This window comes from Nitrococcus mobilis Nb-231, from assembly GCF_000153205.1.
GTDB classification, from domain to species: Bacteria; Pseudomonadota; Gammaproteobacteria; order Nitrococcales; family Nitrococcaceae; genus Nitrococcus; species Nitrococcus mobilis.
Window position 1 is genome coordinate 993023 of record NZ_CH672427.1, and the last position, 20771, is coordinate 1013793.

At 61.7% G+C, this 20771-nt stretch carries 18 protein-coding genes; 6 read left to right on the forward strand and 12 right to left on the reverse strand.

Annotated elements, in window-relative coordinates; all coding sequences use genetic code 11:
* Positions 1 to 6: 6 nt before the first annotated feature.
* Genes NB231_RS04540 through NB231_RS04565 form a run of 6 tightly spaced genes read right to left on the reverse strand, consistent with a single transcriptional unit; the run spans position 7 to position 4986 of the window.
* Positions 7 to 510, reverse strand: coding sequence for a hydrogenase maturation protease (locus NB231_RS04540; RefSeq protein WP_198007233.1), 504 nt, complete (start codon positions 508 to 510; stop codon positions 7 to 9).
* Positions 503 to 1792, reverse strand: a complete 1290-nt coding sequence (locus NB231_RS04545) for a Ni/Fe hydrogenase subunit alpha (RefSeq protein ID WP_005000139.1) — start codon at positions 1790 to 1792, stop codon at positions 503 to 505. Before NB231_RS04545 ends, NB231_RS04540 begins: the two co-directional genes overlap by 8 nt.
* Positions 1782 to 2564, reverse strand: a complete 783-nt coding sequence (locus NB231_RS04550) for an NADH-quinone oxidoreductase subunit B family protein (RefSeq protein WP_005000141.1) — start codon at positions 2562 to 2564, stop codon at positions 1782 to 1784. Before NB231_RS04550 ends, NB231_RS04545 begins: the two co-directional genes overlap by 11 nt.
* Position 2565: 1 nt before the next feature.
* Entirely contained in the window at positions 2566 to 3432 is an 867-nt protein-coding gene (locus NB231_RS04555) for an FAD/NAD(P)-binding protein (protein WP_232210386.1), read from the reverse strand.
* Complete coding sequence (locus NB231_RS04560; RefSeq protein WP_005000145.1) at positions 3410 to 3871, reverse strand: cyclic nucleotide-binding domain-containing protein; 462 nt, start codon at positions 3869 to 3871, stop codon at positions 3410 to 3412. The genes NB231_RS04555 and NB231_RS04560 overlap by 23 nt, the downstream gene beginning before the upstream one ends.
* On the reverse strand, positions 3868 to 4986 hold the full coding sequence (locus tag NB231_RS04565) for a 4Fe-4S dicluster domain-containing protein (RefSeq protein WP_198007338.1): 1119 nt from the start codon (positions 4984 to 4986) through the stop codon (positions 3868 to 3870). Before NB231_RS04565 ends, NB231_RS04560 begins: the two co-directional genes overlap by 4 nt.
* 333 nt (positions 4987 to 5319) lie before the next feature.
* On the opposite strand from NB231_RS04565, the gene NB231_RS04570 reads away from it, so the two are divergent.
* From NB231_RS04570 to NB231_RS04585, 4 genes are all read left to right on the forward strand, one after another.
* Positions 5320 to 6339 (forward strand): hypothetical protein, encoded by a 1020-nt coding sequence (locus tag NB231_RS04570; protein WP_005000150.1) that lies wholly within the window; start codon positions 5320 to 5322, stop codon positions 6337 to 6339.
* A gap of 277 nt (positions 6340 to 6616) precedes the next feature.
* On the forward strand, positions 6617 to 8164 hold the full coding sequence (locus tag NB231_RS04575; RefSeq protein WP_084766232.1) for a sensor histidine kinase: 1548 nt from the start codon (positions 6617 to 6619) through the stop codon (positions 8162 to 8164).
* A 19-nt stretch (positions 8165 to 8183) separates the two neighbouring features.
* Positions 8184 to 8630, forward strand: a complete 447-nt coding sequence (locus NB231_RS04580; RefSeq protein WP_005000152.1) for a response regulator — start codon at positions 8184 to 8186, stop codon at positions 8628 to 8630.
* Positions 8631 to 8636: 6 nt separating this feature from the next.
* A complete protein-coding gene (locus NB231_RS04585; RefSeq protein WP_005000153.1) occupies positions 8637 to 11093 on the forward strand; it encodes an EAL domain-containing protein in 2457 nt (818 codons plus the stop codon).
* Between the two features lie 125 nt (positions 11094 to 11218).
* Here NB231_RS04585 and NB231_RS04590 read toward each other — a convergent pair whose 3' ends face one another.
* Together NB231_RS04590 and NB231_RS04595 are read right to left on the reverse strand one after the other, a co-directional pair.
* Entirely contained in the window at positions 11219 to 11725 is a 507-nt protein-coding gene (locus NB231_RS04590; protein WP_005000155.1) for a pirin family protein, read from the reverse strand.
* Between the two features lie 40 nt (positions 11726 to 11765).
* Positions 11766 to 12671, reverse strand: a complete 906-nt coding sequence (locus NB231_RS04595) for a pirin family protein (RefSeq protein ID WP_040661812.1) — start codon at positions 12669 to 12671, stop codon at positions 11766 to 11768.
* A gap of 352 nt (positions 12672 to 13023) precedes the next feature.
* Between NB231_RS04595 and NB231_RS04600 the strand changes: the two genes are divergently transcribed.
* Positions 13024 to 13695 (forward strand): TetR/AcrR family transcriptional regulator, encoded by a 672-nt coding sequence (locus NB231_RS04600; protein WP_005000158.1) that lies wholly within the window; start codon positions 13024 to 13026, stop codon positions 13693 to 13695.
* Positions 13696 to 13713: 18 nt separating this feature from the next.
* A complete protein-coding gene (locus NB231_RS04605) occupies positions 13714 to 14763 on the forward strand; it encodes a metal-dependent hydrolase (protein ID WP_005000159.1) in 1050 nt (349 codons plus the stop codon).
* Between the two features lie 249 nt (positions 14764 to 15012).
* Here NB231_RS04605 and NB231_RS04610 read toward each other — a convergent pair whose 3' ends face one another.
* The 4 genes from NB231_RS04610 to NB231_RS04625 form a co-directional block, all read right to left on the reverse strand.
* Complete coding sequence (locus NB231_RS04610; RefSeq protein WP_005000160.1) at positions 15013 to 16662, reverse strand: acetolactate synthase large subunit; 1650 nt, start codon at positions 16660 to 16662, stop codon at positions 15013 to 15015.
* 33 nt (positions 16663 to 16695) lie between these two features.
* The gene (locus tag NB231_RS04615) at positions 16696 to 18135 is read right to left on the reverse strand and encodes a cryptochrome/photolyase family protein (RefSeq protein ID WP_005000161.1); all 1440 of its coding nucleotides are present in this window, start codon (positions 18133 to 18135) and stop codon (positions 16696 to 16698) included.
* A 75-nt stretch (positions 18136 to 18210) separates the two neighbouring features.
* Positions 18211 to 19275, reverse strand: coding sequence for a tRNA pseudouridine(13) synthase TruD (gene truD, locus NB231_RS04620; protein WP_232210387.1), 1065 nt, complete (start codon positions 19273 to 19275; stop codon positions 18211 to 18213).
* 252 nt (positions 19276 to 19527) lie between these two features.
* Entirely contained in the window at positions 19528 to 20586 is a 1059-nt protein-coding gene (locus NB231_RS04625; RefSeq protein ID WP_232210388.1) for a zinc-binding alcohol dehydrogenase family protein, read from the reverse strand.
* Between the last annotated feature and the right edge of the window lie 185 nt (positions 20587 to 20771).

Below are 20771 nucleotides of genomic sequence, written 5' to 3' on the forward strand. Positions count from 1 at the left end.
TGCGCATCAAGTATCGATCAACCGATCTCTCGTGCACCGACTGTCGCTACCCCGGATGTCCTCGAGAATGCGCGCCGTCAGAGTATCGACAGCCGCGGCAACGGCTGGGGAAAGCCTCGCCCCCGCCTCGAAGGAACTCGCCTCCACGACATAGACAAGGCAACGTGCCGGCAGCTGATCCAGCGCACGTGCCAACTCGACCGCCTCGGCCAAGCCAAGTGCATGCGTCGAGGCGCTCCCAAGCAGCGCTGGCAGCTTTTCCTCCAGGACATCAAAGCACCGAATCGTTCCCGGTACGGCGCCGGAAACGGCGGCGTCCACCAGATAGACCGCATCAGCGCCGTGCAAATGCTCCAGTAGACCGGCACTCTCGCCGTCATGCTCGATTATATGGACACCCGCCGGCACCCGTCCCCGCAAACCGGCGGCGACCATCCGCCCAACCGCATCGTCCCCTCGGCCCCGGTTGCCTAGACCGATAACACGCCGACAAGGCATGGGGTCAACCACGGTCGACCTCCAGGTTCAAAAAATGCGTCGCACAAGAGATGCACGGGTCATAGTTGCGCACGGTCTGCTCGCAGCGCTCACGCAGGGCCGCATCGGGCAGTTCGAGCCAATCACCGATGAAGGTCTTCAAATCCTCCTCGATGCTGGGTTGGTTCTGCGCCGTAGGGGGCACGATCTGCGCTTCTGCAATGGTGCCATCGCCGTTCAGGCGGTAGCGATGAAAGAGCAGGCCGCGGGGGGCCTCGGTAGCACTGCAGCCCACACCGGCGCACGGTCTCAGCTCGACAGCCGCCCGCTCGGGCTCCTCATAGCACTCGATGATGCGCAACGCCTCATCACAGGCATACAGCACCTCGACGCTGCGCACGATGATGCTCTGGAACGGATTGGTGCAACTCGGGCCCAGCCCGGCCTCGGTCGCGGCTTCCCGGGCCAGGGGCGAGAGGCGGTCATAGTTGAGGCTGTAGCGCGCCAACGGCCCGACCAGATAACTGTTGCGCTCCCGCAGCCGCGAGTGCAGCGCCGTGGAATGCGCAATGTGCTCTTCGACGAAGTGCCGATTGTACTCGGCGACTGAGATATCCAACCCTCGATTGGAGACGATACGTCCCTCGTTGAATGGGTATTCCTGCGGATGGCGCAGCGCGACCAACTCGTAATCGCGATTACAGTCGGGGAAATCGAAACCGGCGGTCCAGCGAACCGTCTCCAACGCCGCGTCCCGCGCACGCCGGAGGTTCTCGGCGAGGGGGGCGAGTTCCTGGCGCGTCGGCGTACGGTAGAAGCCCCCCACCCGGACGTTGATGGGGTGGACCTCCCGACCGCCCAGCAGCGACATCACCGCATTGCCCACCTTTTTCAAAGCCAGACCGCGGCGCACCGTCTCGGGATGATCCCGGGCCATGTCGATGGCCCCAGCATAGCCCAAGAAATCCGGTGCGTGGAGCAGGTAAATATGCAAGGCGTGGCTTTCGATCCATTCACCGCAGTAGAGCAACCGGCGAAGCTCGCGCAGCGGACCGTCGACGTGCACGCCCAGCGCGTTCTCCATGGCATGCACCGCACTCATCTGATAGGCCACCGGGCAGATCCCACAGATGCGGGCGGTGATATCCGGTGCCTCGGCAAACGCTCGACCGCGCAACAGCGCCTCGAAAAAACGGGGCGGCTCGAAGATGCGCAATTCGGCAGCGCGGACCACGCCATCACGCACCGTGACGCGCAGCGCGCCCTCGCCCTCGACCCGGGCAAGGTAGTTCACCTTGATGGTCTTACGGGTCATGCCGTTTACTCTCGGTACGAAACGCCTCGGCGTTGGCGTAAAATTTTCGGTATACACGCAGAAGGTCGCCTCGCGCCATTCCGAGCCCCTGTAACCACTCGCTCAGTGCCCGCGTATTCGGCGTCTCCATAGGCCCGTAGCAACCGTAGCAGCCACGGTTATACGATGGGCACAGAGCATCGCAGCCGGCGTGGGTCACCGGGCCGAGACAGGGGGTACCGTGGGCGACCATGATGCAGACGTTGCCTTTGAGCTTGCACTCGATACAGACGCTGTGGCTCGGTATGGCCGGACGGCGACCACTCAAGAAGGCCGCGATCACCTCCAGCAGCTGGCGCTTGTTGATAGGGCAACCCTGCAACTCGAAATCCACGCCGACATGATCGGCTATGGGCGTGGAGGTCGCCAGCGTCTGGATATACGCATGGTTCGCATAAACTACGGAGATAAACGCTTCCACGTCCGCAAAGTTACGCAATGCTTGGATACCGCCGGCGGTGGCGCAGGCCCCGATGGTGACCAGCCTGCGTGAGCGCCGGCGAACATCCTGAATTCGCGCGGCATCATGGGCAGTGGTAATGGAGCCTTCCACCAGCGAAAGATCGTAGGTGCCCCGAACCTCGCCGCGGCTCGCCTCCGGGAAATAGGCAATCTCCACGGCATCGGCCACCGCCAGCAATTCGTCCTCGCAGTCGAGCAAGCTGAGCTGACAGCCATCGCACGAGGCGAATTTCCAAACGGCGAGACGCGGCTTGCGCCGGCGGCGGGCCATGTCAAATCTCCTTGCGGCTGAGTAATCCGCGAATGCGCTCAAAGGACAGTACCGGTCCGTCCTTACAGACGAAGAGCGGCCCGAATTGGCAATGCCCGCAGTGGCCAATAGCGCATTTCATGTTGCGCTCCATCGACAAATGGATGGCAGCGTCGTCGACACCCGCCTTCTGTAACGCCGCGACGGCGAAGCGCATCATTACTTCCGGGCCGCACACGAAGGCGACCGTATCCGCAGGGTCGAACGACGCCGATGGGACAAGGTTAGTGACGACACCCACGCAGCCGACCCAGTCGCTGCCGGCGTAGTCCACCGTAACCCAGGCCTCCAGATCCAAGCGGCGCCGCCAGCGCTCCAGCTCGCGACGGAACAGGATGTCGCCAGGGCTTCGTGTCCCATAGAGCAACGCCACGCGCCCATAACGGGCGCGCCGGCTCAGAATGTAATACAGCGCAGGGCGCAAAGGTGCGAGCCCCAGCCCGCCGGCGATCAGCACGACATCGGCGCCGGCCGCCGCCTCCACCGGCCAGCCCTGGCCGAACGGCCCGCGCAAGCCAACGGTAGCTGCCGGGCTGAGCGCCGCCAGCGCCCGCGATACCGGCCCCACAGCCCGCACGGTGTGCACCTGCCGGTGGGGATCGGCCGAATCCCCGCTCAGACTGATCGGAATCTCGCCTACGCCAAATACGTAGAGCATGTTGAACTGGCCGGGAGCGAACGGGCGTCCCGCTGCGTCCCCGGGCTCCAGCTCCAAGGTCCATGTATCCGCCACCTCCCGGCGTCGAGTCAGCACCCGCACCGGGACCGGCTGCATGGGATCGGACTGCATCGGCAGGCACATAGAATTACCCCGGAGCGCCGTAGACATCGAGAATCTGCATGCGGGTGGCCTGCAGACGCCCGACCAGTATCGGCATCAACCGCTTGATGACCTCATAGCCCAGATCATGGTCCGACTCGCACTTATTGCGCAGACAGCCGGCATCCATGACAATGGCGCGGGTCAACTCTATGGCACGAGCATCGTAGGCCCAGCGATAGGGCGGCACCAGCCAGGAAATACCGACCAGCTCATCGTCCCCCAGTGTCTGAAACCGCACGGCGGAACGACCGGGAACGGCAATTTCGAGCGCGACACGGCCGTGGCGAATGAGATAAAGCGTGTCGGCCAAACCGCCCTCATGTAAGAGATACTCGCCGCTGTCGAAGCGCACATTGCGCGCACAGGTGCAGACCAAATCGCAGAAAGCCTCGTCCAGCCCCTGGAAAAACGGATGCTCCCGGACAATCTGTTCGATCCCTTTCACGAGTCGTCTCCGTCACACTCGCCCTCGTGAATCGCCCGGACCTCCTCGGTGATATCGATTCCGACCGGGCACCAGCTGATGCAGCGGCCACAGCCCACACAACCCGAGGTTCCGAACTGATCGACCCAGGTAGACAGCTTATGGGTCATCCACTGGCGATAACGCGCTCGGGTGGAACTTCTCACGCTGCCACCATGGATATAAGAGAAGTCCATCGTAAAGCAGGAATCCCAGCGCCGGGTGCGGGCGGCCGTAGCACCGCTGAGGTCCGTCTCGTCTTCCACGCTCGTGCAGAAACAGGTCGGACACACCATGGTGCAGTTGCCGCAGGTGAGACAACGCTCGGCCACATTGTCCCAGCGCGAGTGTTCCAGGTTGCGCCGCAAAAGAGCGGGGACGTCGGTAGCCGGCATCTCGCGCCCCATGCTCTGCGCGGTGCGCTCTATGATGGCCCGTGCCGCCTCGATGTCGGACGGCGGCGCCGGCCGATGAGGCAACTCGGTGAGCACCTGTGCGCCGACGTCCGTCCCGCACTCGACGAGGAAACGGTGCGCGCCGTCGTGAACGATCTCGGTGAGGGCCAGGTCGAAGCCCGAGCCCACCCGTGGCCCGGTCCCCATGGACGCGCAAAAACAGGTTCCCCCGGCCACGGCGCAGTTCACGGCCACGACAAAGATACCCTCACGACGTGACCGATAGTGTGGATCCACATAGGGGCCGCCGAGGAAGACTTTGTCTTGGATGGCGATGGCATTGAGCTCGCACGCCCGGACACCAATGAATGCATCGCGTGGCGGCTCGTCATCTTCATCGATAATCCGCATGTCATCGCCGCTGCGTTCTGCCCGCCAGAGCCGCAACTGGGGCGGATGCAGATAGCGCTTCCAGGAATGCGGCCCAACCGCATAGCCAAAAAACGCCGCATCGTCGCGACGCCGAAGCCGGTAGTACCCACCGTCTTGTTCGTCGGTCCAGCCCACCGGGAAATCGTCGATGCCGTCGATTGCATCATAGCCGATCGCGCCATTGCGAACGGTTGGGCCAATCACCCGGTAACCGCGGGCGGTAAGCACCTCGATAAGCCGCCGCACTCCATCGGGGGTTATGAGGGCCAAATCGCTGGTCGTGTTCATTCGCTGCCCTTTATGATCAATCGATGTGACGCAGTGTAGCTATGGGACACCCTACTCAGTAGCTTAGAGTGCAATGGACCGAGTACAAGTTGATCCCGATCAATAGCTGTAGCCGTGCCGTAATGAGGCGCGCTCAGAAGCATCAGGTACCGCCGCACTCCTGCGAGAGCCTGCCGGTAGAAATTCTTCGCGTGGGCTGTGTGGTTCTCGTGGCGGTCGCGTCCACGGCATCGGGCTGCCGCCAGGGCTGTCCAGGGAAATCCACCGCTGAGACGAGGTTCGCGCTGAAACGCGCGAGGAAGGGGTAGCACGGATATGCCATCAGCCGCCTTGGAAGCGCAGCGTGATCACCAACGTCGGATGGTCGACTCACTGCAGCGCACCCTGAGCCAGGGGAGTTCAGCTCCTGTCGAAGTCATGGAAACGCATCTGTCCTGGCTTCTCCTGTCGGCGGATCAGGTGATCAAGCTCAAAAAGGCGCTGCATTACAGCTACCTCGACTACTCCACCGTCGAGGCGCGGTATAGGCAGTGCCAGACCGAAGTCAGGCTGAACCGCCGCCTGGCTCCCGACGTATATTTGGCCGTGAGTAGCGTGATGCAGGATGAGCGTGGCGCGCTGACGCTGCATGGTCCTGGTACCGCAGTGGAGTATGTTGTGCGAATGCGCCGCTTGGCGGAAACGCAAAATTTCGACTGGCACCTGCAGCAGCGCAAGTTGACTCCCAAGGCTATCGATTCACTGGCCACCACCCTTGCCCGGTTCCATGAGCAACTGCCCGGCCTGGCGCTGGACCCGACGTTCTATGTCGAAGGTCTGCGCCGAAGAATCAGTGAAGACACCAACATCCTAGCCGAGCGCGGCTACGGCCTTGACCGCCATCTGGTAAAGCAAATTGCCGCGGCTCTCCATAGCATCGCGCACGATTTAGAGCACACGTTGCAGGAGCGCGTCGGTGCCGGCCAGATTGTCGAGGGTCACGGTGATCTCCGCCCCGAGCATATCTACTTTACCCCGGAGCCGGTGGCCATCGACTGTCTGGAGTTCAACCACAGCCTGCGAACGCTGGATGCCGTCGACGAAGTCAGCTTGCTTGCCATGGAGTGCGACCGCTGCGGGGCGAACTGGGTGCGGGAACGGCTACTGCGTCGCTACGTCGAAGCCATCCAGGATAAGCCATCGGAGGAGTTGTGCTGCTTTTTCATGGCCTGCCGCGCCATGCTCTGGGCGAAGCTCGCCGTCTGGCACCTGGCTCGAAACCCTGAACACGACCGGGACAAGTGGATTAACCGGGCGAACGAGTACCTGGCGCTGGCCCGCAAGTATGTACTGTAGGGAAATCCAACGCAGACAAGCGGGACGACGAGCAATTGCCATGGCAAAGACCGCGCGCAGTGCCGCTCCGACGCACCCAGGCAAATCTCATGCGATTTTTGCGCAACACCATCATTCCTCTTATTTTTTCTTTGAAAAAGCTCCGGCTGAACGATATGTAACAGTTAAGACTTAATGTTAACTTCATCACATACTAACAGCTGCCAATTTCGCAATAATTAATTTGGGGAAACAAACCAAATGCAGGGGTGCAGGGTTGTCTTCTAGACAAGACGATATGGCTCAGCAGCACGGGAGTCAGCCTCCTCGAATAGGTTCCACCGTTGAAGGGCACCTAACTGAGGCAATTCTTTCGGCATCCGTGGAAATACTCTGGGTCTTCGATCGGGAGAGCCGTTACCGCTATGTGAGTCCTTATGCAGCCAGCCTGTTGCAACTCGACCCAGCCGCCATGATCGGACGCTCATGGCGCGAACTGGGATTCCCCGCCGAGTTCATGGTGCCCTTCGAGGAGAACCTCCGCTGCGTCTTCCGAGAGAACAAAACGCTAAGGGGGGAGACGCCATTCCTGATCCGAGACGAGCGCCGCCATTTCGAGTACGTACTGACCCCATTGGAAACAACCGATGCTGGGATGGAGCTGGTGATCGCCAACGCCTGGGATGTCACCGACCGCGAACGCATGGGGGAGTCCTTACACCGAAGCGAGCGGCTCTTTCGCAGCCTATTGAAAGCCGCACCGAGCGCCATCCTACTCATCGATGCCGCAGGCACGATCACGCTCGCCAATGAGCAGGCGGAAGTGGTTTTCGGGTTTCCCCACGACGAGCTCATCGGCATGCGCATTGAAACGCTGATGCCCGAGCGATTCCGCTCTCGGCATGTAGGCTACCGGGAGACCTACCAAACAAACCCTGTGACACGCCCTATGGGGGCGGGGCGTGAGCTCTATGCAAGACACAAAAACGGTGCGGAGTTCCCCGTCGACATCAGTCTCAGTCCTTTGGAAACCGACGCTGGGCTGCTCACGATCAGCATCGCCCGCGACATTACCGATCGTATTGCAACCACCAACACGATACGCAAGCTCAACCGCACTCTTGAACACAAAGTAACGCAGCTTTCCGTCATAAACCAGGAACTGGAAGCTTTCTGCTACTCGGTTTCGCATGATCTGCGCGCGCCCCTGCGCGGCCTGGACGGCTTCAGCCAGGCCTTGCTCGAGGACTACGCCGAAACGCTGGATGAAACGGGCCAGGATTACCTCCGGCGCATCCGCGCAGCGAGCCAGCGCATGGCACAGCTGATCGATGACCTGCTGCGGTTATCGCGAATCACTCGCGCAGAAATAACCCTCGACACCGTGGACCTGACGGGCATCGCCAACGAAATTATAGCCGAGCGCCGAGCACAGGCGCCGCATCGCCAAGTGATGACCCATATTGCGCCCCGTCTGAGCGTCGAAGGTGACCGGCGGCTATTGCGCGTGGCCCTGGAGAATCTTCTGGATAATGCCTGGAAATTCACGGCGGGGAAGCCTCAGGCAGAGATCGAGTTGGGAATTGACGCCGCCGACCGAGCCACTCCGACCTACTACGTTCGGGACAACGGGGCCGGTTTCGATATGGCTTATGCGGAACGTCTTTTCGGGCCTTTTCAACGGCTGCACTCGCCACAGGAGTTCGAGGGCCACGGCATCGGCTTAGCCACCGTCCAGCGTATCATTCAGCGTCATGGCGGCTGCATCTGGGCCAATGCCGAGCCTCAGCGAGGGGCGATTTTTTGTTTCACACTGGCCGATCCGGATTTTCACGGCAAACGATAAGCACGCTAAGGAGAGCCGCTTGATACAAAACGCTACCCTCCTGCTGGTTGAGGATAATGCCGACGATGTGGCGCTTATGTTACGGGCGCTGCGCAAACACAATGTAGCCAACCAAATTCTGGTAGCCCGGGATGGTGTGGAAGCGCTTGATCTGCTGTTCCCGGCTGAGGCGAAGAATAATGCAGCGCCACAGAATTTGCCCCATCTCGTGTTGCTGGACTTGAAGCTGCCGAAGGTCGATGGGCTGGAAGTGTTGCGCCAGATTCGTTCCCACCCCACGACGCGCTCGATTCCTGTCGTCATTCTGACCACTTCTGATGAGGAGAAGGATTTGCTCGCCGGCTACGATTACGGCGCCAACAGTTATGTTCGCAAGCCGGTGGACTTCATCGAGTTTACCGAAGCCGTACGACAGCTAGGTATCTACTGGTTCATGCTCAACCGCCTGCCACCGCGGGGAGAGTAACGATCGATGAACACGCCGTTGCGGGTGCTAATCATCGAGGACTCGGAAGACGACGCGCTGTTAGTCGCACGGGCGCTTCGAGCAGGCGGCTACGATCCGATCTTACACCGAATCGAAAATGCCTCGCGCATGGAAGAGGCCTTGCAGCATCCCTGGGATGTGATCATTTCCGACTACACTATGCCCTCCTTCAGCACACCGCAGGCCTTGCGATTGCTCCAGCGCAAGGGAGTCGACATCCCCTTTATCATGGTCTCCGGGACCGTGGGCGAAGACCGTGCCGTGCAGGTCATGAAGGCCGGTGCCCATGACTACATCATGAAGGAGCAACTCAGCCGTTTGGTCCCAGCCGTGCGCCGTGAGCTGCGGGAGGCCAAGCTGCGGCGCGAACGTGTGCGCGCCCAAAAGCAATTGCAGAAGCTCTCGCGCGCGATCGAGCAGACTGCGGAGTGCGTGTTCATCACCAATCCCGACGGGATCATCGAATACGTCAACCCTGCATTCGAGCGTTTAACGGGTTTCACATCGGAAGAAGCCATGCGCAATTCTCCACGAATACTGCGCTCTGGACAGCACTCCGCGTCATTTTATCGTGATATGTGGCGAACGCTGAAAGACGGCGGTGTCTTCCGGGGCATGGTGATCAATCGCCGTAAAAACGGGGCGCTTTTCTATGAGGAGAAGGTGATCACCCCGATAAAAGATAGCAACGGCGTCATTACCCATTTCGTCTCCACCGGTCAGAACATTAGCGATCGGATGGAGGCCGAGACGATTCGCAAGCGGCTGACTGCAACGCTGGAGGCGACGACCGATTTCGTGGCCATTGCCGATCTCCAGGGGCATCTTCTCTACGCTAACGCGGCGCGCCGGAGCGTATTAGGCTTGGCACCGGAGGATAAAGTCGGCATCTGCACCCTATCCGATGGGCATACCGAATGGGCGTCTGCCAAACTGATGAGTAAGGCGATTCCCACAGCAATGCAGGAAGACACCTGGAGTGGCGAACTCGCTCTGATCGATCGGGACGGGCTGGAAATTCCCGTCTCCGAGGTCATCATTGCCCATCGCGGTCCAGACGGTGAGGTACAGTTTTTTTCAGCCATCGCACGAAACATCAGTGAACGCAAACGCTTGGAGGAGGAGCTTGCCTATCGGGCTAGCCATGATGCGCTGACCTGCCTTCCCAATCGCTCGCTGTTATTGGACCGCATGCAGCAGGCCCTCGCTTATGCCCGCCGCTACAATCATCGTGTCGGTGTGCTGTTCGTCGATTTGGATCGCTTCAAGCGAATCAACGACACCCTTGGCCATCACGCAGGCGATACCATCCTCCGCACCGTAGCCGAGCGCATCTGCCAGGGCGTACGGCGTAGCGACACGGTGAGTCGACATGGCGGTGATGAGTTCGTGGTCATCGCCGCCCAAGTTTTCGACAGCAACGACCTGGCCTCCATCGTGAGCAAAATCCGCAAGACGGTGAGCGAACCCATCAAGGTAAAAAATCGCCAGGTCGTGCTGACATGCAGCATCGGTATCGCTCTATATCCTTTCGATGGAGAGGACACGGATACGCTGCTGAAGAATGCGGATACGGCCATGTATCAGGCCAAAGAAAACGGGCGCAATGACTTTCAATACTACACCAAAGAAATGAATGCCCAGTCCCACGAGATGCTGAATCTCGAGGAAGAATTGCGGCGGGCGGTGAAAGCAGGTGAGTTCGTGCTCCACTATCAACCGCAGGTCGATCTGCAAACCGGGGCGCTTTCCCGGCTAGAGGCACTGATCCGCTGGCAACATCCCGAGCGTGGGATGCTAGCTCCTGGAACCTTCATCCCCGTGCTGGAAGAAACCGGCTTGATCGAGCCGGTAGGCGAGTGGGTGGTTCGGGAGGCTGTTAGGCAGTGCGCGGTCTGGAAGGAGATGGAACTCCCTCCTGTTACGGTAGCCGTAAACCTATCGGTCAGACAGTTTGCCAATCTCAATATTGCCGAAGCCATCGAGCGCATCGTCACAGAAGCGGGGATTCCCCCGGCATGCCTGGAGCTGGAAATCACTGAGAGTGTGCTGATGGCGGATGCATTCGACGGCGCAGAAGCTTTGCGGGCACTCTCGCAGCGCGGCCTGAGAGTGGCGGTGGATGATTTCGGTACGGGCTATTGCGCGCTGCACTATCTGCGCCGGTTGCCAGTGAACACACTCAAGGTGGATCACAGTTTTGTCTCGGACTTGGAAGGGGACCCGACCACAGCCGCGATTGTTTCCGCCATTATCACGCTCGGTCATGATCTCGGGTGCAAGGTGGTGGCCGAGGGGGTGGAGACACTCGCCCAATGTAACCACTTGCACCGACTCGGCTGCGATCTCGCCCAGGGCTATCTCTATTACCGCCCGTGCCCGCCTGAGGAAATAGAACCCCTGCTACAAGGCGGGAATCATGGACACTACAAAGTACAGTAAAGTTGTGAGATCCCGTGTTGATACACCTACTCAGGCAGCGGAATCCATTCATGCTCGCCCGGTACCGGTTCGAAACGTTCGGCCTGCCAGCATCGCATCCGCATAGAAGAGTTCGGAAGCCGTTTTCACCGGGGCACGCTTGCCGTAGAGGGCCCCGGCGGTGACGCAGATCCGAACGCCCGCGCCTTCTTCGCGCGTTGGCTGTTCCTCTGCGCCATGGTGCGCGAACGTCGGCTCACCCTTTTCTGCCTCATCGGGCAGGGCAACCCAGGACTGGATGCCGGCGGCACGCGAGCGCGCCCGGCGCTCATCCAGTTGACTTCCCCTGGCCGGATCGTCTGCACGCTGCCCAGACTATCGCGATACAGCAACTCGCCTTCGAAAAGATAAGTCACCGTCGCCAGTCCGAGGTGCGGGTGCGACCGAACGTCGATGCCTTGCCCAGTTTCGAATATCGCCGGCCCCATATGATCGAAGAAGATGAACGGCCCGATCATCTGCCGCTGCGCCGCGGGTAGCACTCGACGCACGGTAAACCCGCCGAGATCATGGGGACGCGGGATGATCTCCGCCTTCAGGCCCGGACAGCCAGCGGGGAGCACCTCCGGTTCTTGCGTGGGTCGCCAGCTCATCGTATTGCGCTCTTCGGTTGAGGTTCAAAGAAACATCGCGTCAGCTCACCTCGGCCGAGCGTGTGATCTCACCCAGCTTGCCGGCCCGGAAGTCCTGAACAGCCTGCCTCAACTCTTCTTCGGTGTTCATGACGAACGGCCCGTAGCGCGCGATCGGCTCGTGCAACGGCACACCGGCCAACAGCAGAAGCCGGGCCGGGGCAACCGCATCCGCATGGCAGCGCAGGCGAGCCGCGCCGCCGTCGCCGAGGACGGCGAGCTGGCCCTCTCCAACCCCTGTGGCGTCATCCCCCAGCAACGCGGCGCCCTCAAACACATAGACATAGCCGCGTTGCTCGGTGGTAAGGCGCACGGTAACGTCCGCGCCGGGCTCCAATGTCCAGTCTTGGAACACGATCGGCGTACGTGTGTCGATCGCGGCCACAGCACCCAAGGCCGCACCGGCGATCACACTGACCCGGGCCAAGCCGTCCCCGCTCGTTGCGCTCGGGATGGCTGCGGCGGCCAGTTCCTGGTATCTCGGGCGCATCAGCTTGTCGCGCGCCGGCAGATTCACCCAGATCTGGAAGCCGTGAACGCGACCGCCCGCCTCCCGTATCCGGGCCGAGGGCATCTCCGAGTGCACGATACCGGCACCGGCGGTCATCCATTGCACATCGCCCGGTCTCAGCGTGCCCCGGTGCCCGGCGGAGTCTTCGTGCTCGAACTCGCCGTCGATCATATAGGTCACGGTCTCGAAGCCGCGATGGGGATGATCGGGTGCACCCACGGCCTCGCCGGGCCCATAGTCCACCGGCCCCATCTCGTCGAGGAGTAGAAAAGGGTCGGCAGCGTCGAACCCATGGCTCGGCAAAGGGCGGCGGACCATGAAACCCGCCCCTTCGCGCTGGCGGTGCGCGGTCACGACCCGTGCGACCTCCCGAATCTTGTCTGTGGCAACATTCATGGTGCTCTCCGCAAAGCATGTCATCATTGACAAACGATAGGCGCTCTCCCGGCTATTGGCTAGGATTCAGCAGTGGAACGCCCCGTTTCTACCGGAGAGACGCTAGGAGAAATCGCTTACCGAGCGCCTACTGCGAGAAATTCGGGAGATTCCGTTCCCATGGAACCGCCCTCGACGACGAGGAGATAGGCATCAATGTCCACAAGCTGGAAATTCATCGGCGCACCGTTTTGGTACACGTCTCTAAATCGTAGAGTCTATCCTGATTGAGGAACTGACCGAGCACCGACGGGGCGCCGCTACAGCACCTATAGTCAAGACAAACGGAGGATATCATCCGAGGGGGCGCTTCATGACAGAACCGGCAGCAAACACGGCCCCTTATCCCGCCACTGCCGACCAACGCATACTGGATACCGCTATCACTCTGGCGGAACGCGTCGGTTGGGAGGCGGTCCGGTTCGCCGACGTGGCCGATGCGCTCGGCATCGGCCTCGACGATATCCGCCGCCACTACCGGGAGAAAGAAGCCATCGCCGATGCATGGTTCGACCGGGCGGATGCGGTGATGCTGCAAGCGGCGGCCGGCGAGCGGGCCAAACTCCTGCCGGAGCTGGAACGCGTCGAGGATTGCATCATCGCCTGGCTCGGCGCGCTCGACACGCACCGGCGCGTGACCCGCGAGATCATCCTCAACAAGCTGGAGCCGGGCCATCTGCATGTCCAGATCCCCGCTGTGCTTCGCATCAGTCGCACGGTTCAGTGGGTACGGGAGGCCTGCGGCCGCCCGCAAACCTTCGTGCTGCGGGCGCTCGACGAAAGCGTCCTGACCACGCTGTTCGTCACGACTTTCGCGTACTGGCTCCTGAACCCGCGTGACAATCTCCAGGCCACCCGGCGCTTCCTGCATCGCTTGCTCCGGCTGGCGGCCGCCTTCGGCCGGCTGCCACCCCTGCCGCGGTTGTTGCGCTTGCTCGATGCGCGTGCTGGCAGGGCGGCGTCCCGTCGGCGTGGGGCTCACTAGAGCGCGAGCCATAATGCTATGGATACCGCAACACATGCGCTGCTGGGGGCACTGGTGGCCCGCGCCGTGCCCGCCTCGGCCACTGGCACCAGCCCGGCGCGACACGGTTGGCTCGGCGCAGTGGCTGCTGTCTTCCCCGACATCGACTATCTGACCTATTGGATCGATCCCCTGGTCTTCCTCGCTCAGTGGCACCGCGGGCCGACGCACTCGCTGGTGTTGCTGCCGCTGTGGGCCGCCCTGCTCGGCCCGGTGTTGGCCCGAATGTTCGCCGTACCGCGGACCGTCGCGATCGCCTTGGTGGCATTGGCCATCGCTTCACACATCGGCGCCGACCTGCTGACTTCCTATGGCGTCCACTTGCTTGCCCCATTGTCGAACTGGCGTCCCGCGCTCGACGTCAGCTTTGTGGTCGACGCGCTTTTCACCGGCGTGGTCATCCTGGGGCTTCTCGCCTCCGTGCGCTGGCATGCGCACATCGGCGCCAGCGCCGGCCTGCTCGGACTGGTCCTCTACATCGCCGTCCAGGCGTGGGCAAAAAACGCGGCCGAAACGCTTGCCAGGATCCACGCACAAACCCCCATGGCGGGCGAGCACGCTTTCCACGCTCTACCCATGGCACCGCTGCCGGTGTACTGGAAAGTGCTGGTCGCGGGCGATGGGCGCTACGCGGCAGCCTACCTCGTGCTTGTGCCCGCGCTGCACGAGCGGCTGCGCCGACTCCCGGGCGTGGCAACGCTGATCCGCCCTTATCGCGCCCCTTCGCAACTAGTTTGGCGGGAACATGTAACTCCCCCCGCCTCGTCCTCGGCAACGGTCCGGCAGATGTGGCGCCACCGGGAGATGGCGCCGTTTCGGCGGTTCACGCGCTACCCCGTAGTCTATCGTGACGAGATACGGGGCGTGCAGCGGTGCGTGTGGTTCACCGATCTGCGCTACGTGTTCCCGGGACTGACACCCGCCTTTCGGTACGGCATGTGTCGTCATTCGCAATCGGGCGCGTGGCATCCCTACCGCCTGCGCCGATTTACGATAGACACTCGCGTGCCGCTAAGGCCCAAAGAGTAAGCCTGGCCCTATCTTGCAGAAAGGGAGGGTTCCCTATTTGCTGGGCGCGAACTGAAACGGAGATTGAACGATCATGCCAAAGCTCTACACCATGCCCGGTACCTGTGCGCTGGCACCCAATATCGCCATCGCTTGACTCGCTGCGCCGATCGAAATTCACAACTTGGCCTATGGCGACCACAAAAAGGACGACTACCTCACTATCAACCCATAAAGACCGCCGTCGAGAGCGACCTGCAATACGATGCCTCAGATCGAGCAACGGATCTCGCCGAGACGGCGGGTGAGCAGGCGGTTTTCGCGATAATCGATGGGGATGACGATCAGCGACGGACCGCGGTGGGCGAGCGCGGCATCGATCGCTGGGCGCAGTTCGCGGGCATTGGCGACATACTGCCCCTGCCAGCCGAAGCTCACGGCGAGTTTAAGCCAGTCCGGGTTGCCGAAGGCGAGGTCGGTGTGGCGACCGAACTCATCCTCCTGCTTCCAGGAGATCAGCCCATAGCCGCCGTCCTCCCAGACCATCAGCGTAATATCCACATCGAGCCGGCGGGCGGTCTCCATCTCCTGGACGTTCATCAAAAAATCACCGTCACCGGCAATGCCGAAGATCCGGCGTTCCGGGTAGACCAAATGAGCACCGATCGCCCCGGGCAGCGGCATGCCCATCGAGCAGAACCCGTTGGGGATGAGACAAGTGTTGGGCTCGTAGCAATGATAGTAGCGGGCGATCCACATTTTGTGGGCGCCGACTCCGGAGAGCAGGATGTCGTGCTCGCCGAGCGCTTGGCGAACATCCCAGATCGCCTTTTGCGGGCGGATCACCCCCTCGGTATCATCCTCGGCGTGCAACGCGAAGTCCTCCTGCATGCGCTGGCGGGTGCGGCGCTGCAGGTCGAGCCCGTAGTCGGGCACCCCACGGGCCGCCGCACACTCATTAAGCGCCCAAAGCGCATGGGCGATGTCGCCCACCAATTCAACCTGGGGGTGGTATTCCCGATCGATGCCGGCCGGTGTGAAATCGATGTGGAGAATGGTTTTGTCGCCCTGGGGATTCCACAACCGCGGCGGATATTCCACCAGATCGTAGCCGACCGTGATCACCAAATCGGCCTGATCGAGGGCGTAACTGACGTAATCTTTTTGTTGCAGGCCGATGGTGAACAAGCAGTAATCGGCATCGAGACGGACACTACCCTTGCCCATGAAGGTGCTCATGACGCCGATGCCGGTTTGCTCACAGAAACGGCGCAACTGACGACTGGCGCGTTTGCGAATGGCGCCGTTGCCAGCGATGATGATCGGGCTCCGGGCCTTGCGCAGCAACTCGAAGGCCTGATCCGTCACCTTGTCGTCGGGGCCCGGTCGACGGAACCGGCGCGGTTCCATGGGAGGGTATGTCGAGTCGAGCTTGGCAATGTCCTCGGCGAGTTCGATGTGCACCGCACCCGGCTTCTCGGCACGGGCGGTGCGCACGGCCCGGCGCACCACTTCGGGGATGTTGTCCGGATGCCGCACGGCATGCGCCCATTTGGTTACCGGCGCGTACATGCTCACCACGTCCATGATCTGATGGCTCTCCTTGTGCTGCCGGGTGGTGGCCCCTTGGCCGGTCAGCACGAGCATCGGGGCGTGATCCATGTTGGCGTCGGCCACGGCGGTGATCAGGTTGGTCGCCCCCGGCCCCAGCGTGCCCAGACATACGGCCGGGTTGCCGGTTAGGCGCCCGAAGGATTCCGCCATGAACGCCGCTCCCTGCTCATGGCGCGCCAGCACGAAGCGAATGCCTGAGTCCTGCAGCGAGAGCATGAAATCGGCGTTCTCCTCTCCCGGTACGCCAAAGACGTGGGTAATGCCCTCGCGCTCCAGGCATTGCACGAACCGATCGGAGGCTTTCATCGCTTTTTTACTCCCTTCCTTGCGGTATCGGGCTCAAATTATGGGTTTGTTTTTGACCACGTAGTGCTGGTATGCCTCCAGCGCCCGCTCGCGCCCGCGCTTGAGTTCGATCAGCGGCGCCTCAGGGTACTTTTGCTCCGGATCAAGGCTCCAGTGGCGCGGACAGGCATCAAAATAAGCCAGAGCCGCTTCACCCGGATTATCGCCTGCGAGTTCGGCTACGTAGCGCCTGCGATAGACCGCGTCGGGATCGAATTTCTCCGCCTGCGTGGCCGGGTTGAACACCCGGAAAAACGGTGCCGCATCCGGGCCGCTGCCGGCGACCCATTGCCAACCCAGCGCGTTAGCGGCCGGATCCCAGTCGATGAGGCACTGCGCAAACCAATCCATGCCGATTTTCCAGTGGGTCATGAGGTGCTTGGTCAGATAGCTCGCCACCAACATCCGAGCCCTGTTGTGCATGGTGCCGGTCACATACATCTGCCGCATCGCCGCGTCGATCACCGGCTCCCCGGTCAACCCCTTGCGCCACCGCGCCGCCTGTTCATTATCCCCGCGCCACGGGAAGGCATTCCATTCGGCGCGCCAATTGCGCTGCGTGATATGGGGCGTGTGATAAAGGAGGTGATAGGAGAACTCACGCCAGACCAGCTCCTTGAGAAACGTCTCGCCGCCCTGCTCCTGATCGCCCCCGCTCGCGCACACGCCGTGCCAGATCGTTCGCGGGGATATTTCCCCATAGGTGAGGTTTTCCGACAGCAGCGATGTCGCCGCTAGATCGAGGCGATCACGCCCATTCCGGTAGGCGCTCCAGGGTTCGTCGAGAAAGGCGGCAAACCGCTCGAGTGCGGCCTGCTCGCCAACGCAGGCATACCGTGCCACCACCTCCGCGCCGCGGTTCATCGCGGCATCCAACCGCCACCCTGCCAGATTATCCGAGCGAGGCCATAACGCGGGGGCGGGCAACGCTTCGATCTCCGGGACAACGGGGGCGATTTCGATTGTCCTGAACGCCCGCCAATACGGCGAATAGACCCGAAAGTGATCACTCGCTGCCGGCGAGACCGCCCAAGGCTCGATGAGTGTATGGCCGGGATGACTCAGCGCGTGCCGCCCCGCCCTTTTGAGCGCGGTTTTCACCTCCTGATCGCGTTCAATCGCATCAGGCGTATAGTTGCGCGACCAATGCACCTCGCAAGCGCCGGTCTCTTCCAGCAGTTCCAGCAGCGTCTCCTTTGCCGGACCGCGGCGCAGGATCAAATCGCTGCCAATTGCCTGCAAACGCTCGCGGAAACTGGCGATGGCCAGTCCGAGGCGCCACTTGGCAGCGGCGCCCAGTGCTTCTGTCTGCGGATCGAGGATGAAGACCGGGATAACCGGCACACGCGCAGCCTGGCACGCCACAAGGCCGGGGTGGTCCGCCAGGCGTAGATCGCGCCGGAACCAGAACAGAACGGGCGTCCGATTCGACATATTCGCAAAGCCCTTTTGGTTACCCGCCGACCTGCGCTGACAATCCGCTCGATGAGTTTGGTTATAGACCGTGCCTCAGTCGACTCCAGCCGCTTCGATGAGCTCGAAGCACTCGCCCAGCACGGTCGTCGCGTAGGCACCCGGTGGCAACCGAAACCCGACTATCAGCTCACTCGTGGCCGGCCACCACCAGGCGAGCTCTGCCACCCGCAGGCGCAGCGAGCGGCGCTGAGCACTGACCTTGCGCCGAATCAACAACGCCGTCAGCTCCGGAACCTCGTCGAGAACGGCTTGCTCCAGCCGCTGAGCCTTATCGGTTACCAGCGGCTTGCCCACCCCGGGCAATGGGCCGGTCGGGTGGATCGTCTGCAAAGCCAAGCGCTGGGCAAGCCGCGCCGGAGTCTCGTCGGCGGCCGCAAAGACGCTGCCGCGGCCATCGAGAATCATCCAGTCGCCGGTCAGAGCGCGATCCCAGGTGCCGGTTTCCACCCGGTGGCGAAGCACTCGATTGAAGCACTCTGCACGCACCGCCGACAACAACAAGCCTTGGAGGTCGCGCCGGCGGATCGTTAATTCGCCGCGTTGCCAAGCAAGTGCCTTGGCCACGTTCTCCCCGCCGCGGCCGAAACGCTGACGGCCGAAATAGTTGGGCACGCCGTGATGAACGATGCGCAGCAACCGCCGGTCCGCCGCGGCACGGGGCACGTCTATACCGCGCAGCCGAATCTGGAACCGGTTGCCGGCCAGGGCGCCGACCCGGAGCTTGCGGCTATGCCGGGCTGCACTCAGAATCTCGAGCCCCGGAGCGATCGCCCCAGGCACCGGTAGCTGCCGACCGCCGGGCTGGTGCACACTCAACCACTGGGTGGTTACCGCGTTGCGGTCCTTGCGCCCGGCGTGGCCGACGGCGCGGGGCGCTACGCCGAGCAAGCCGGCGAGCCGCTCGACCGCTTCGGCGGTGGTGAGGCCGCGTTTGCGGATCTCGACGAGCAGGTGCTCGCCCTGCCCGTCCGGTTGGAAGCGTGGTATTTCTGTAACCTGGAAATCCTCGGCAACGCTTTTGAGCCAAGCGCGACCGAGCGGCGGTCCGTGAGCCGGTAGCACGCGGGTCAAAAGGTCATTCGCAGGCTTGTGATCCACGCTGTTCAAGCCGATACCCACTCAAAGCGAAACGGCCTGCGCCCCGCCTGGCAAAGCTCAGCGAACATTACGTCCTCCCGCATTGGCTTCGGCAAGCGTGTCACGATCATAGGGGTAGAACAAGCAGTCGCGCCACCGGCCGCCATTTCAATCAGAGCAACGCCAATCGGTCATTCATGTCGAACTTGAATCGCCCACACCGGTCGACTTGCTCCCAGATAAGCGGCGTCAGAGCAGCCTAACCGCGCGATGTCAGCTTGCCCAGCCTTCCAGCACGATCTTTCCCTTGGCCGCGCCGGTTTCGATCAGCCGATGCGCCTCGCGCATGTTGACGGCATTGATCGGGGTAAATACCTTGTTGACGGTCGTGCGGATGCGCCCGGCGTCGACCTCCTCGGCCACCCAGGTCAGCAGTTTGTGCTGCTCGATCATGTCCGGTGTCTGGTGCATGGCACGGGCGAACATGAACTCCCAGTGAAGGCTGGCCGCCTTCATCTTCATGCCTTCCATCGGCATCGGCCGGTCGGTGTCATCGATGGAGACGATGCCGCCTTGGGGCCGGATCAGCTCGACCGCCGTTTCCCAGTGGCGCATATCGTTGAAAATCGCGATGTGATCGACATGCTGGAATCCGAGGGCACGCACTTGCTCAACCATGGGTTCGCGGTGATTGACAACATGGTCTGCGCCAAGCTCTTTGACCCAGCTGGTCGTCTCCGGGCGCGAGGCCGTAGCGATGACGACCAGCTCGGCCGCCTTGGCAAGCTGAATGGCAATCGAGCCGACACCGCCACCCGCTCCGATGATGAGCACCGACTGCCCTTTATCGGCACCGGCTCGATCAATACCGAGACGATCAAAGAAAGCCTCGTAGGCGGTGAGCGTTGTCAGTGGTAGCGCTGCGGCTTCGGCAAAACCAAGGCTCTTCGGCTTGAATCCGACGATGCGCTCGTCCACCAGCTGAAATTCTGCATCGGAACCGGACCGGGTAATATCGCCGGCATAATAGACTTCATCCCCCGGCTTGAAGAGCGTGGCGTCCGGGCCGACAGCTTCGACAATCCCGCTGGCATCCCAACCAAGAACGCGGGGGACCTCTTCCACCTTGTCTTTTGGCCTGCGGACCTTGGTATCGATCGGATTGACTGATACGGCCTTTACAGAGACCAGAAGGTCACGACCTGAAGCTGCAGGCTTGGGCAAGTCCACGTCAAGAAACGCTTTCGGGTTATCGACGGGAAGATAATGGGTGAGAGCAACAGCTTTCATTGTTAAACCTCCTGATTTTTTGGGGCCGGTTAGGCAATGCACATTGTTTCAGCCAAAACCGCTTCGATACCCGCACAATCTCTTCGGATTTCCGTGGATGCAGTTGACCCGCAATCCATCAGGGCAAGTTTGACTGTATGACGGCGACAAACGCTGGTGATGAGATGGCCAGCGCCCTTCTTTGGCACCGCCCCCAGCCGGCTATGTGGCATTTGCGGGTGCTGCAG